General features: G+C 49.0%; 12 protein-coding genes. 9 read left to right on the forward strand and 3 right to left on the reverse strand.

Features of this window, described 5'->3' with window-relative positions; all coding sequences use genetic code 11:
• The first annotated feature begins 103 nt into the window (after positions 1-103).
• Together OM95_RS12740 and OM95_RS12745 are read left to right on the forward strand one after the other, a co-directional pair.
• A complete protein-coding gene (locus tag OM95_RS12740; RefSeq protein WP_291516312.1) occupies positions 104-556 on the forward strand; it encodes an OsmC family protein in 453 nt (150 codons plus the stop codon).
• 80 nt (positions 557-636) lie between these two features.
• A complete protein-coding gene (locus tag OM95_RS12745; RefSeq protein ID WP_041874472.1) occupies positions 637-1,146 on the forward strand; it encodes a hypothetical protein in 510 nt (169 codons plus the stop codon).
• Here OM95_RS12745 and OM95_RS12750 read toward each other — a convergent pair.
• Positions 1,143-4,481 carry an Ig-like domain-containing protein gene (locus OM95_RS12750; protein ID WP_291516314.1) on the reverse strand — a complete coding sequence of 1,113 codons (3,339 nt, stop codon included), beginning with the start codon at positions 4,479-4,481 and terminating at the stop codon, positions 1,143-1,145. The two genes, OM95_RS12745 and OM95_RS12750, sit on opposite strands and share 4 nt — an antisense overlap.
• A gap of 69 nt (positions 4,482-4,550) precedes the next feature.
• Between OM95_RS12750 and OM95_RS12755 the strand changes: the two genes are divergently transcribed.
• The 3 genes from OM95_RS12755 to OM95_RS12765 are packed head-to-tail and all read left to right on the forward strand — an operon-like array spanning position 4,551 to position 7,530.
• The gene (locus OM95_RS12755; protein ID WP_291516317.1) at positions 4,551-5,096 is read left to right on the forward strand and encodes a pentapeptide repeat-containing protein; all 546 of its coding nucleotides are present in this window, start codon (positions 4,551-4,553) and stop codon (positions 5,094-5,096) included.
• A complete protein-coding gene (locus OM95_RS12760) occupies positions 5,066-6,265 on the forward strand; it encodes a hypothetical protein (RefSeq protein WP_291516319.1) in 1,200 nt (399 codons plus the stop codon). Before OM95_RS12755 ends, OM95_RS12760 begins: the two co-directional genes overlap by 31 nt.
• Positions 6,262-7,530 (forward strand): PQQ-binding-like beta-propeller repeat protein, encoded by a 1,269-nt coding sequence (locus OM95_RS12765; RefSeq protein WP_041874478.1) that lies wholly within the window; start codon positions 6,262-6,264, stop codon positions 7,528-7,530. Before OM95_RS12760 ends, OM95_RS12765 begins: the two co-directional genes overlap by 4 nt.
• Positions 7,531-7,537: 7 nt before the next feature.
• On the opposite strand, the gene OM95_RS12770 is transcribed toward OM95_RS12765, so the two are convergent.
• Positions 7,538-8,167, reverse strand: a complete 630-nt coding sequence (locus OM95_RS12770) for a hypothetical protein (protein WP_041874541.1) — start codon at positions 8,165-8,167, stop codon at positions 7,538-7,540.
• Between the two features lie 121 nt (positions 8,168-8,288).
• Between OM95_RS12770 and OM95_RS12775 the strand changes: the two genes are divergently transcribed.
• The 4 genes from OM95_RS12775 (at position 8,289) to OM95_RS12790 (ending at position 12,500) form a co-directional block, all read left to right on the forward strand.
• Complete coding sequence (locus tag OM95_RS12775) at positions 8,289-8,918, forward strand: hypothetical protein (protein ID WP_041874481.1); 630 nt, start codon at positions 8,289-8,291, stop codon at positions 8,916-8,918.
• Positions 8,919-9,064: 146 nt separating this feature from the next.
• Entirely contained in the window at positions 9,065-10,825 is a 1,761-nt protein-coding gene (locus tag OM95_RS12780; protein WP_291516321.1) for a hypothetical protein, read from the forward strand.
• Positions 10,825-11,262: a pentapeptide repeat-containing protein gene (locus OM95_RS12785; RefSeq protein WP_041874482.1), complete on the forward strand. Its 438-nt coding sequence runs from the start codon at positions 10,825-10,827 to the stop codon at positions 11,260-11,262. The genes OM95_RS12780 and OM95_RS12785 overlap by 1 nt, the downstream gene beginning before the upstream one ends.
• The gene (locus OM95_RS12790; protein ID WP_291516322.1) at positions 11,259-12,500 is read left to right on the forward strand and encodes a hypothetical protein; all 1,242 of its coding nucleotides are present in this window, start codon (positions 11,259-11,261) and stop codon (positions 12,498-12,500) included. Before OM95_RS12785 ends, OM95_RS12790 begins: the two co-directional genes overlap by 4 nt.
• Here OM95_RS12790 and OM95_RS12795 read toward each other — a convergent pair.
• A partial coding sequence (locus OM95_RS12795) for an FAD-dependent oxidoreductase (RefSeq protein WP_291516324.1) occupies positions 12,464-13,679 on the reverse strand: 1,216 nt, incomplete at its 5' end. The two genes, OM95_RS12790 and OM95_RS12795, sit on opposite strands and share 37 nt — an antisense overlap.

The raw sequence follows: 13,679 nt of genomic DNA on the forward strand, positions 1-13,679 counted from the left end.
TTTCCTGCTGTCTCCAAGTCTTAACGCTTCTTTGTATTTTGACGATCACCTTCCCGGCCTAGAATCCAGAACATAGAATACGGGACAAAACCAGGAGGAAATAATGGATAGAAAAGCCACCGCAGTCTGGAAAGGCAATATTCAAAATGGCAAAGGAGAACTCACAACCGAAAGTGGCGTTCTTAGAAATACCGCTTATACCTTCAACACTCGCTTCGGCTCTGATCTGGGAACCAATCCCGAAGAGCTGATTGGCGCCGCTCACGCCGGCTGCTTTACCATGGCCCTGAGTGGAGCCCTTATGAAACAGGGTTTCACCGCGGACCGACTGGAGACCACCGCCGTCGTGACAGTCCAAAAAGAGGGTGAGGGTTTTACCATCACTTCTTCAAAATTAAATCTTATTGCCGAAGTACCGGAAATTGATGCCAAAACCTTTCAAAGCATTGCCGAAGAAGCCAAAGTCGGCTGCCCCGTATCCAAACTTTTAAAGGCAAACATCACTTTGCATGTCGAGTTTCGTTCTTCACAAAGAGACACCCGCGCCACGCCTTAATTCTTGTGCTAAGACAGAATCTTCAATTGCCTTCCAGGAAAGTCTCGACTCATAATAAAACTCTACATAAAGGATTTAACATGAGACTTTTCCTGGTTGTTTTAGGCTTTTTTCTTAGCTCCTGCGCTCTTAAAGGCAACACCATTAAAGATGTTCCCGCAATCAAAGCTGAAAACATTCAAGTTTCACCGATGAGCGGCCTTCCGAAAAGAACTGTTTCCTTGAGTATTATTGATGCGCGCGCCGATGACATGCGCGTGCAGTCGACAGAACTTCGCAGCGAAGTGGCCCGCGCGGTGACTGAAGCCTTGGCGCGCGAAAACATTCAGGTGCAAACACCAGGAGCCAACGCTCTGGTGTTAACAATTCAAGATTATGCAACGGGACAGTTTAAAGAAGGCTGCGTAAAAATCGTCAGCAGTCTGACGATTCCTCAGAAAGCCAAACTTCATGCCGAGGCCGCAAGCTGTTTTGAAATGAAGCATCCTTTCGGATTTAAAATGAGTGCGGATGTCACCAAAGCCTATGAAGAGGCTCTTAGCCTGACTTTTAAAAATTTAGATCAGGCCTTGAGTAAATTGATTTTTTAACGGTAAGCCTTGCCGCGACCGTTATTCCAGACGCGGATGCTGCTAGGTGCATTCACATCCTGACTGGATGTCGCAGAAAAGACCAGCGTCCGTGAATTCACATCACTGTCATTAGTGACGCCGGTTAAGTATTTTTGTGAAATATCATTCCACACACACCCCGCTATTTGCGAACCTGCTTCAGGAACAATCACGATATTGACATCACCGGGATTTACCACAGAGTTGGGAACCTGAATGGCCGCACCACCGTTACCGCCGTTGTAACCATTCACGTCCGTATTCAAATTACTATCGCCAAGATCCGATAGACCGCCGGAACCGCCGCCGCCACCGAAGTAACCGCCACCACCACCACCACCGTAGCTCGTGGAACAAGTTCCGGCAGCGCCACCGAAGCCAGCACCGAAACCGCCGCGCCCGAAATTAGCCGCGCCTGCATTATTCGCCAAAGCCAAACCAATCAAACAACTGCTTCCACCTTGACCACCCGATCCGTTCGATTGGGCAGAGCCATTCGAAGGAATATAACCGGGCGATGTCATTCCCGCGGCCAGGGCTGTTGCGGCAACACCGCCAGCTCCACCCGTCGAAGCCCCCACGTCTCCACCCGTCGCCACGGAAGAAGGGCCTTCACCAGCACCACCAAATCCGAGACCGCCATCCAACCCATCAGTTCCGCCGCGACCACCGCCGCCGCCGCCACCGAAGATAAAACCTTCGTTAAGAATAGTTACATTCGCATGAAGTGCATACACCTGGAAGGCCGTTCCACCATGCTGCCCCTGGCGAATGGCTTCTACACCGGAATCATTGCCGCCTGCGCCTTGCGCGCCGATAATGCTGCCTTGGTTGATCAAACGAACACGCGCCGACGTGGCTAAAGCCCCCGAGGCCGAGCCCGTCACCATCGCTGCATTGGCGGGATCATTGCTATAGACCTTGATCCCAGGATTCACTCGCACCACAAAAGTGCGGGAGGAGTTGGCGATCGCCGTGCTGTACTCACTCACGGCTTGTTGCCAAATATTATAATTTGTTACGTCTGCGGCAATGGGAGCAAGAACAACAGCGTCGGTCAAAGAAACGTTGATCGTGGCCACGGCCGATTCGTCGGTCCCGCCACCGCTGTCTTTCACTTTCACCGTGACCACCGCAGACGAATCTAACCCCGGTGTCGCCGTCAACACAATGTTCACACTGCCGTCACCCGTGCGGGTCGCAGAACAGTTCACGCTTAAACGTGTCGGATTTGAGTTTGTACAGATCAGTTCCGCGGTCTGGGCACTTTCATTGGCCGGGCCCACTGACAAAGTCAGCGGTACGTTTTCCACTTTGTTGCCGGAAGGGTCTAACAGAATTTCCCAAGTCGTCGGCACACTGGTGATCGTCGGAGCATCATTCACAGGATTGACAATGATTTCAATTTCCTGCTCGACAACAGAGTTTCCGGCTCCGTTTTGGTCGTCGAAGCGAATCTTCGCAAAACAAGAGCCAAAATAATGCGCTCGCGGTTTGATACTGACGGCCCCTGTTGTCGGACTGATCAAGATATCAGAAGCTGGAGTCGCAAGGACACTCGTGTCGTTGCAAGCCGTCCCCGACAGCCCGGTATAAACTAAAGAGTAAACACCTTGCCCCTCATCCAACGAGCTGACATCGGCATCGGCTAAGACCTCAACCACGCTACTGGCAAAAACGGGATCATCCTCCGTCAGAACATCGGGCGTACCGATGGTGAGCGTGGGCTCCGCATTCGCTATCGTGATAGCTAAAGATTGCGTATGGGAAGCTGCGGAAGTGTCAGTGGCGCGAATTTCAAGAAGACAACCGCCCACATCACTGTCACCAGGAGTCCCCGAAATTGTGACTGAGCGACCGTCTGCGGAAGGCGTTTCTGTCAACCACGTACAATTATCAGAACCGTCACGAATCACCGTCAAATTTTCAGGATCAGGGTCCGTGATTGCAACCGTGCAGGTATAAAGCACATCTTCGGTCGCAGCTGACGAACACGGTGTTAAATTCGTGGCGACAACCGGCGCATCTTGAACATTCGTCACCGTCAAAGGAACTTCTGCATACCCTGTTGAAGGATAGGCATCGGTCAGCGCAATTCGAATGTAACAAACACCTTGATAATCCGGAGCGGGTCGGAAAGAGACTTCACCGGTGGTCGCATCAATCGTCAGATTGGAGGACGCTGGCGAAGCGGCATGATCCACGCAATGGTCTGCCACTGTCGTGGGCGTCACCAAACTGTAAGTGCTACCACTTTCTTCAATCGAAGAAACATTGGCACCTGGAATCACGACCGCAAACGCCGCATCTTCAAGAAGACTGTAAGGTCCTCCCGTGACATTGATAATAGGTGCCGAGTTGGTGATCGTGATATTCCAAGAAAAGCGTGTACTTTGCCCGCCAACATCGTCTTGAGCGTAGACATCCACCTGACAGGTGGTTCCCACTTCCGGCGCCCCCGGAGTTCCACTCACTTCGCCCGTATTGGCATCAATAGTCAACCAGGCGCCACAAGTCGTTGCCGCATCCAAATGATAAGTCAGCGTAAGAGGACTTGGCAGATCCACATCGGTCGCCGCAATCGTGCAAGAATAATTGTAATTTTCCCCGATCGTCGTCGGGCAGGCCAAGGTTTGAATTGCGGGAAGATCATTGACAGGGATCACATCCAAGGTCACCGTCGCCACCGCCGACTCATTGCCAGCGCGATCCACTATTTTGTAACTGAAACTGTCATCGGCCTCATTATTTAAATTCGGCACATAGTTGCAATTTAAAACGGCGGAGTTCGCTACACAACCTGTCAGTGTTCCCTTCGCCGGGTTCGTGACAAAAACAAGATGATACTGATCATTTTCTGTCGGTGTGTTTAAGATAAAACTGAGTGGCGTGTCTTCTGTCACCACGATCGTTTGATCCGCGCCGACGATTGGAGCTTGATTATCTAAAAGAAAGCTTCCCAGATCAATCACTTCAGAGGACGAACGAATAAATGCGGTCAAGCGAACTTTGTATGGGCCCGGAGTCAAAGCAGAAACGTCCCAATCATACTGACCATCATTTTCAAGTTTTTCTTCCACCACTGTCCACGTGGCTCCACCGTCAGACGAGGCTTCTAATTTCAGATAGTCGGGTTCCATAGTTCCGTGAGCGGTAGCCCAACGAATCGGGATTAGATCGGCTGGTTTATATGCGGGATGAAGAGTGGCCGTCGCTCTCAATTGAGAACTAAACGCTTCCAGGCTGGCGTTCATACAACCTGCCAAGAAAAGCGGTGCTGCTGATAGTAGCAAAAAAAGACGTGCCAGTTGCATATATATACGTATCGGTGTCTAACAAAAATTCTCCATTGTTTCTGGGTAAAAAAACGGTATCATTGTTTCATGATGAGACATTGGCGCATTTTCTGGACCGTCTTCATTTTCACTCTGACAGTGGCGCAATCCAGTTCTGGACTAACATTGAGCGCGTCCCCCTTAAGCGGCAAAAGCCATCCGGAATTTGATTACAGCGAAAAACCTTTGGGCCTTTCGCAGATTATCAACGCTCAATTTACGAAGAGTTCTTTTATTTTAAACAACTGGTTCCAAATGTCGTTTAAGAACGTCACCTGGACCGACACAACTCTGGTCGGGACCCGGGCGATGAAAGTGGACTTCGATTCCGTCGAATTTAAAAACGCGAATCTTTCAGGTTTTAAGTGTCAACATTGTGCGATCAAAAACTCCATCTTCGAAAATGTCAAAATGGATGGCGCACGCTTTTTGGGCGCGGTCTTCATCAATACTCATTTTAAAAATGCAGATTTAAGAAGAGTCGACTTTATTTCTTCAACTTTCACCAACTGCACTTTAGATTCGGCCTCGGCAAAATTCCTTTCAGCAGAGAAAATCCGCAAATGGAATCTGCAAGTGAAGGAAATGCCGTGAGCTATTTTCAAGCCCAACTGCAAGAAATTAAAAACTCTCGCGCTCTTCAGGTCTATGGGGCCTTGCTGGCATTGACTCACTTACTCAGTTCCTATTTCTGGATGGACCGGTCCCTGGACTTAGTGACGAAGGCCTCCCCCGTTTCCGCCTCGTTATGTTGGCCATTTTTTCCAGCGTGTGACGTTCTTCGTTTTGGCAGCTCAGGGCAGGCTTCGATGTTCCTTGAAGCGTATGCGATGGTCGCCGTCGTCGTCGCAGGGCTTTTTATCTTTCGCCGACTTAAGGCCGCTTATGTGGGGCTGATTATTCTGCTGCTTGCGAAGGTGTATTTCACCAGTCTTTCTTATGGTCTGATGGGCAACTATCACTATATGACCTTCTTTACCCACCTGGCATTTTTATTTCTCCCCTTAAAAACCACCACGATCCCGATCTTCATTGGTGTCTTTTATTGGGGTGCGGGAATTTTAAAGTTCGATCCGGAGTGGTTAAGTGGGACGGCTCTGATCACGCCGACATTTCTTCCGCCGGCCCTAGAACACCTGGGACTTATTTACTGTGTCATCCTGGAATGCATTTTTGTTTTTGGTCTTTTCAGTGAAAACAAATGGATTCGCGGACTGGTGTTTCTTCAATTTGTGCTTTTTCATGCCTTTTCCTGGCACGTTGTCGGTTACTTCTATCCAATGACAATGCTGTTACTCTTGGGCATTTTTGTTCTGATGCCCCTTTACAAAGAAACTTGGCAAGCTCTTTGGGATGCTTCGCTGTTGCGAAAGCGAAGCGTGGTTGTGACGGCGGCAATCTTGACTCTGTTGCAGATAGCCCCCAGCGTCTTAGCTGGCGATCCGGCTGCTAGCGGCGCTCCACGAATTCTGTCCTTAAACATGCTGGATGCGCGCATGGAATGTGACACATTAATGATCCGACACGCCGAACATTCGGAAGAAACCTACGATCCCTTTGTTAAAGCGCCATCGACTCGCACCCAGTGTGACCCTCTGGTTTTTTTGTCGCAAATTAAACTGGCTTGCAAAGACAAATCTGAGAAAATGGATTTTTGGCTTTCTTCCCGCCGAACCACGGGAGACACCTTTAAAACCCGTCTGTTCCTTCCAGATGTCTGCTCTAAGTCTGCAAATGAAATACTCTGGGCGGAGATCTTATGAAGAAATACGTGTTCGCCTTTTACTGTCTCGTCATTCTTTTACTGTTGGCTCATGCGGAAGTGAAAACCTGGCCGCTTTTAGACAGCGGCTTACGGCTGCAGAAGCCTTCCTACCCAGTAAAGTCGGAAGTGCTTCAATATGACCTGAGCACGGAAGAAAAAAAGGAAAGCTCGTCTACTTATCGTCGCGACAACCGACGCTCCGGCCACCAGGAATTGGAAGGAACTCACTTTGCTCCCTTTGCTCTGCAGTGGCGGGTGGCCGAAGTTAATAACGGCATCCATCGCGCTAGTAAAAGCTCTCCTGCGGCCGACGAACAAGGATTTTACGTTGCGGATGATACCGGATTTCTGCGCGCTTATGACTGGCAAGGTAAACTGCGCTGGCAATTTTATAGTGGCGTCAGTCCACGCGGAATGCACTCAACACCGTTGACGGACAAAGACAGTGTCTATGTTGGTGACTACGCGGGATATATTTATTCTCTTAATAAAGAAACGGGGAAAATTCGTTGGCTCACCAAAGCGGGGTCGACGATTGGCTCGTCACCTTTTTTACACGACGGCCTGCTCTATGTTGGCGTCGAACTGCCCGATCCGGAAGGCTTCTTGTTGGCCTTGGAAGCCCGGACGGGAAAATGGGTTTGGACTTCGCCATTAATCGGGAATCAACCTCACTCGTCCCCCACTTTAGATGTAGCGAACGCGCAAATTCTTATGGGGTCTAACACTGGCGCCATGAGTGCTTATGATATTAAAGATGGAAAGCCCAAATGGTCCTTTACAACGAACGATGATATCAAATGTGCGGCGGCTCTTTCCGGCGCTAATGCCTACTTCACTTCTTGGGATGGCTTTTTATACTCGATAAATACCACCTCGGGTGTTCTCCAGTGGCGACGTCCTTTGGATGGCAGCGCGATGAGCTGTCCTTCAATCAACAAAGACGGCACTTTGATTGCCGTCACTGGCTTTAAGAAAAATTTCGTCATCACCGCAAAAGACGGGAAAGTTCTTTGGTCTGCGGATATAAAAGAGCAAAGCTCGCGAGCCCAATCAAGCCCCTTCATTATCAGCTATCAATATCAGGAAGTGGTTGTCTTTCTTTGCGAAGAAAAATCCATCTGTCTGCAAGATCTCAATACAGGGAAGATCCTGCAACAAATAAAAATGGAGAGCACGTTTTCCGGCTCTCCAGTCTATTTTAAAAATCATCTTTTTATCGCGACATCCGGCGCTGACGGTTTGTTGATCTTGAAAAACTAACTAAGGACTATTCCACGGCCGAACCCACTGGCCCCATCAAAAGTTTATACCCATTTTTTTGTGCCACGACCTTGTCATATTGGGTCCCCACGGCGGCCGTCATTTTCCAACCGCGAGGATTGGTTGCGACATTCGAACCGCCCGCGCCGCCGCCCACTCCGATAGTGGTTGATTCTTTAACGGGCGCATTGAACACCACATCTTTTTCGGGGTGGAAGTCTGCCAGGTTTTCATAGCGAATAGATTTGACTCCTGAGTCCGTTGCCTTCATTGCACAAATGGACACACCATAGCTGTCGCTTAAGCTGCACTCTGCTTTCACAACCCCGGTCCCCTTGGTCACCGAATAATCAGGACGATAACCTTGCACAACGGTGTTATCTGAATTCATCAGCCGCACGACCACTAGAAGTTGTGAAGCACCATCGGAAATACCGTGAGAGCCCACAAGGACCTCGGTATTTTCAAAGTCGGCTTTCGAAGGATCGGTAATAACACCCGCTACCGGACGCTCTGGCAAGACAATGCCTGGAGGCAGTTTGGGCCCCGCAGTCCCCGCAAGATTTTGTAAACTAGCTTCGATTCCACAACCGGTAATGAGAAGCGAAAGTAAAGGTGCCATCACGTACCAAACCATACCAGCCTCCAAGATATACATTTGTATCGGTCCTGATCTGTGAATTCTTAAGTGACAGTTTTTCAACTCTTTTATATGCGACTTTAGTTAAAACAAAGAACTGCCGAAGTATTATAATGATATGAATATCCGGAACGTCATTCTTATTCTAGCAGGAACTGTTATCGTCTCTGTGACGACGGCGCTGGTTACTGTTCGTTTGATTCAGCCTTCCCAGACCGCCGAGACTACTATCGCGCAGGTACCAACACTCCCAGCGTCCGCGCCTTCTGCCACTTTAAAACCTTCAGCCCCGACGCCGCCACCACCACCTACGCCGGTCGTCGCCCCCACCACGGCTGTGCAAAAAAGTGTTCCAACAGAACCGCCCGGCCCCAGCTTAGATTCTTTGTTGCCGCCAAAAGAATTTGACCCTCACTATGATGGTCGAAAACCTTTGCACCCCGACGAAGTGGTGAAAACGCTTTTAAAAAATACGCCTTCTTGTGAAGACGACTATAAAGAATTGTGTGTGCAAAACCGGTTTCTGGCGGAACACCCTTTGGCATGCCTGCGTTCTCAGAAAGAGAAGTTATCACGAGCTTGCGCAAGTCAGGTCGGCGCTGTTCAGGACAAATTTAAGGCGGACTGTTCTTCAGATATTCAAAAATTCTGTTCCGAGCAACGTCGCTATTTTTCATGTTTAAAAGCGAAATTCAACGAACTCTCGAAAAACTGCCAGGCAAATATTAAGGAGCACTCGAGAAAATAGATGTCTCAGATTAAAGCGCCAAGGATAAAATTTCGTAATTTTGCGGACCACCTCTTATATTTTTGTATGATATATCCGATAAGAATTGGTAACGAGATAGTTTGGTTGTTCTTTGTCCGGCACGTAACTTTAACAAGGAATTGGGTATGTTCTCGACAAGAAGATTTCTGGAAATAACTACGGCACTTCTTTTTACTCTTCCTGCCTCTGCGCAAATGGTCGTATCAGAGGTGCCTCAGGGGCTAACCCTTCAGGGAAGAATCATTCAACCTGATGGTTTGCCTTTAGAAGATTCCAATGTTCATTTTAATATCAAAGTGCTTTCCCCCGGAGCAGAAGCCTGCGTGCTTTTTGAAGAAAACCGCGTCGTCAATATGACGAACAGCAAAGGGGTTATCAACTTTGCCGTCGGCGCTGGTGAAGCCGGAGCGACTGTTGTTCCCGCAGGACATACTCTTCCCATTCATAAGATTCTAAAAAATTCGGGTACTATTTCCGGACTGGCAAGCTGTGCCGGTGGTCAGACCAGCTATTCACCTCAAGCGGGTGATTCAAGAAAAGTGCGTGTCACTTTCACGGTCGGCTCTGAAACGGTGGCCCTGTCTCCTGATTTTGATCTGCGCTCAGTTCCGTATGCTATGGAATCTGAAAATGCCGTTGCTTTGGAAGGAAAAAAAGCGGCTGACTTTATCCAGGCTTCGGCGAACGTCACCCAAAGCCGCGTTGAAGAATTGTTGTTGCCTGCAAACTTTGACGGCTTATTGGCTCTTTTGAATCCAACAGCCAGTTCACCAACCACAGGTTCTATTGGAATTCCGACTTCGGGTGGATCAACGACGGCGCCTACACGCGATGGTTTGATGCGCTATGATGAGGCAACACAAACTGTTCAAGTCTCGATTGGCGGGACTTGGCAAGATGTCGTCACCGGAAACACTTCCGTGGGTTCAACAAATATTGAAGATGGTTCGATTGGAACAGCAGATATTTCCGAAGGTGCGATCACCGGCGGAAAAATTCTGAACAATGCCGTATCGACGGACAAATTAGCTGATGAAGCTGTGACCAGTGATAAGTTGATGAATAACTCGGTTACGAACTCAAAAATTGCCGATGGAGCGATTACCTTTAATAAAATTGCTAACGGTGCCATCAGTACCATCAAAATTGTTGATGGGGCTGTGAACTCCGCAAAAATTTTAGATGGCAGTATTGCTACGGCGGATCTGGCAAATAGTGCCGTCACGACAGCTAAGATCGCTGACAGCAATATAACAACTGCTAAAATAGCCGATCAAAACGTAACCACGGCAAAAATTGCTGATGGCAATGTGACAGATGCGAAAATCGCTTCGGTTTCTGGAGCCAAAGTGACAGGCAGTATCCCCGGCAATGCCGCTGGTTTCAATGGAACTTTAGCGGGTGATGTCGTCGGCGGTCAAAGCACGACCTCGGTTCAACGTGTTCAAGGTCGTTGGGTTGCTAACGTCAATCCTGGCGTAGGTCAGGTATTGAAGTGGGATGGCGGACAATGGGTTCCTCAAGCCGATAACAACTCGGGCGGTACAATCACCAGCGTGACCGCAAGTACCGGACTTTGGGGCGGCGGCTCCTCAGGTGGAGTTTCGTTAGGTTTAACAAATACAGGTGTCGGTGCCGGATGGTATGGTAACGGCTCTTATGTTCCTCAGTTTTATGTCGATGCCCAAGGACGCATCACTGCTGTCAACCATGTCGCTGTCAGCGCTGGTTATGCGGCTTGCGGTGGAAATCTTCACGGTAGAGCATGGATTTCTTCTAGCAGTTGCAGCACGGCCTATATTGTTCAATGTGTAAATGGAAGCACGGTTGGTATCGGTACCTTCAATGTGCCAGGTAGCTGCGACGGAGACGGCGACGGGTTCTAATGAAACGTTTGGCTTTTTACTACTCAGGATTAACCATCTTCGTAGGCCTTTTACAGCTGACCTATCTAGGTCAGCGCTTGTTTCCTCCTCCCAAGGTCAATCGACTGTACTTTCCTTCTGAAGAGCAGGTCTTTACACCTGCTTTTCCAATTTTAAGTCCCGGAATGCAACCTCTGTTTCCCGCCTCCGAAATCATTCTTCAGGAACGCCTTTATGCTCCTTTTATCAGTCTGCGCGAAACCGATCTTTCCAAACGCAATCTGTCTAAGGCCCATCTCAGTTTTGCGGATCTGCGAGGCAGTAAACTTCTCGGAACAGATCTTTCTCACGCTCTGCTTTACGGCGCCCAACTGGAAGGCGCGTTGTTTGATAAGAACACCCGCCTGCCTTTTTCTCACGAAACCGCCTTGGCTTTGGGAATGAAAGAACAGCTATGAGATCCTTGTTGCAAGAGCTTAAAACCTACCCCCAACTGCTTTTCGTCGGCGCAATCTTAAGCTTTGAACACCTGCTGACTTTATTCTTCTGGCTGACGGAGCGACCCGTTCAATGGGTGCTGTCGCCTTCAAACCCCTCGGTGTGTTGGCCTCTTTACTCTTACTGTGCGGATCTAAAACCCTCTTCCTTGGTGCTGGGAATTATTTTAACTCTTTATGGCGTCACCGCCGCGGCCGGAACTTTTTTTTGGCTGCGCAAGAATTTTCGCTGGGGGATCATCACTCTTTGGATTCTGATCGGCATTAAGTGCCTGATCATTCTTCAAGACTATCGCCTGACTGGAAACTATCACTATGTCCCCACGCTGATCGCACTGTGCTTCCTTCTGGTGCCCTCTCGGGCCTATACTCTGCCCTTCAGCTTTTTTGTTATCTATTTTACGGCAGGTCTTTTAAAGCTCACACCAATCTGGTGGAACGCTGAAGCGATCAACGAACGCCTTCTGCCTCCCATCGTCAATCAAATCGGTGTCTGGTATGTGCTGATTTTGGAACTGGCGATCATCTTTTGGTTATTCAGCAAGAAGAATCTGTGGTTCTATTTTGTCTTTGTCCAACTGGTTTTATTTCATCTTTATTCATGGCATCTGACTCGATTCTTTTATCCAACGGTGATGTTAACTTTGTTGGGCATTCTGCTCGTAACCCGCTCAATGGCACCCCCACTGGGGTTTACGCAGACTTTTAAAAAGGTTTACTCGTCGTCACAAGCCAAACTCTTAACGGCCTTTTTCATCCTTCTGCAGATCCCGCAATATCTTATCCCGGGTGACGCCGCCTTGACCGGCGAGGGTCGAATGTATGCGATGATCATGTATGACGGCCGCACTCAGTGCCAACCCTATTTGACATTATGGAAAAAGAACAAAGAGAAAGAGGACATGCCTTTGCAACCGCCTTGGCTTATCACCCGAACCAAGTGTGACGCCATGGTGTATTGGCGACTGGCGCAAAACATCTGCAGTTGGACCAAGAAAGATCCTTCCGTTGTGCAAGTCGATCTTTATATTCCGGTCCGTTATGAACACACAGAGGAATGGCAACCCTTGGTCGCCGCGACGGATGTCTGTAATAAAGAACTGACTTATTCAAGCTTCTTCCCTAACACCTGGATCAACAAGGTGACTCGAAATGCGGCAAATCAAGGTGAAGGTTCCATAAAACCTGAAGAAGACTGAATGCGCTCAAAGCGATGCTCGTATTCAGCAAGAATCTCTTGCACCCTCTCGTCATCCAGATGAGAAAGAGCTTCTTCCACTTTTAAATTTTCCTGATCCCGACCGACCGTTAACAGCGCGGCAATTCTTTGATCTTCATAAAAGGCCACGGCGAAGTCCGCTTGCTCCATGTCACCTAGGACATCCATACGGTCAAAACGATCGGAATGCCCGATATAACAAAGAGTCAGACCATAATGAGTTGTCCAGAAGAACGGCACGTCTTGGAAGCGCACTTTGTCTCCCATCATATTAAGGGCGGCGACTTGCCCTTGGCGTTCGGCCACTTCCCAGTGTTCCACCCGAATTGATCTTTGGCTGCGCGGATCGGGCCAGCGTGCAATATCGCCCGCTGCAAAAATGCCAGGCATACTGGTTTCAAGATATTCGTTTACTAAAATCCCGTTATCCGTAAAACATCCCGCTTGCTCGGCAATTTCGGTGTTGGGATGGATGCCCGTGCCCACGACGACGAAGTCCGCGTCGATACTCTGATTGTTGTCCAGCACGACGCTGCGGTCGCGAATTTCTTTGATGCCATGGCCCAGATGAAATTTGACGCCATGCTGTTCATGCAGCTTTCTAAGATAACTTCCCACATGCACACCGACCACATTCATCAAGGGCATTTCTTCAGGTGCAACCACATGAACTTCCATATTTCGCAAACGTAAAGAAGCCGCGACTTCCAGACCAATAAAGCCCGCACCGATGATCACCACCCGCGACGCCCAAGAGGTCCGGGCGATAATGCGTCGACTGTCCTTCAGAGAGCGCAAAAGATAAATATGATCCTTGTCGATTCCAGGAATGCGCGGTTTGCGTGGACTGCCCCCGGTGGCGATCAAGCATCGATCAAACTTCAAAGACTTACCGTTGGAAATAAAAACGTGCTGTCGATGGGTATCGATTTTTTCAACCTTCACTCCCAATTCCAAAGATATTTTGTTTCGTTTATAAAAATCTTCAGTAAATAAAGGAATCCATTCCTCTGGTGCCTGACCAGCCAGAAAGTCTTTGGAAAGGTTCGGACGATCATAAGGCAGCTCCTTGTCTTCGCCGATCAGCGTGATGCCACCTAAAAAACCTTTTTGTCGCAACATAACGGCGGCGGCGGTTCCCGCCGCTCCGGCTCCGACG

This window comes from Bdellovibrio sp. ArHS (assembly GCF_000786105.1).
In the GTDB taxonomy this organism is placed as follows: Bacteria; Bdellovibrionota; Bdellovibrionia; order Bdellovibrionales; family Bdellovibrionaceae; genus Bdellovibrio.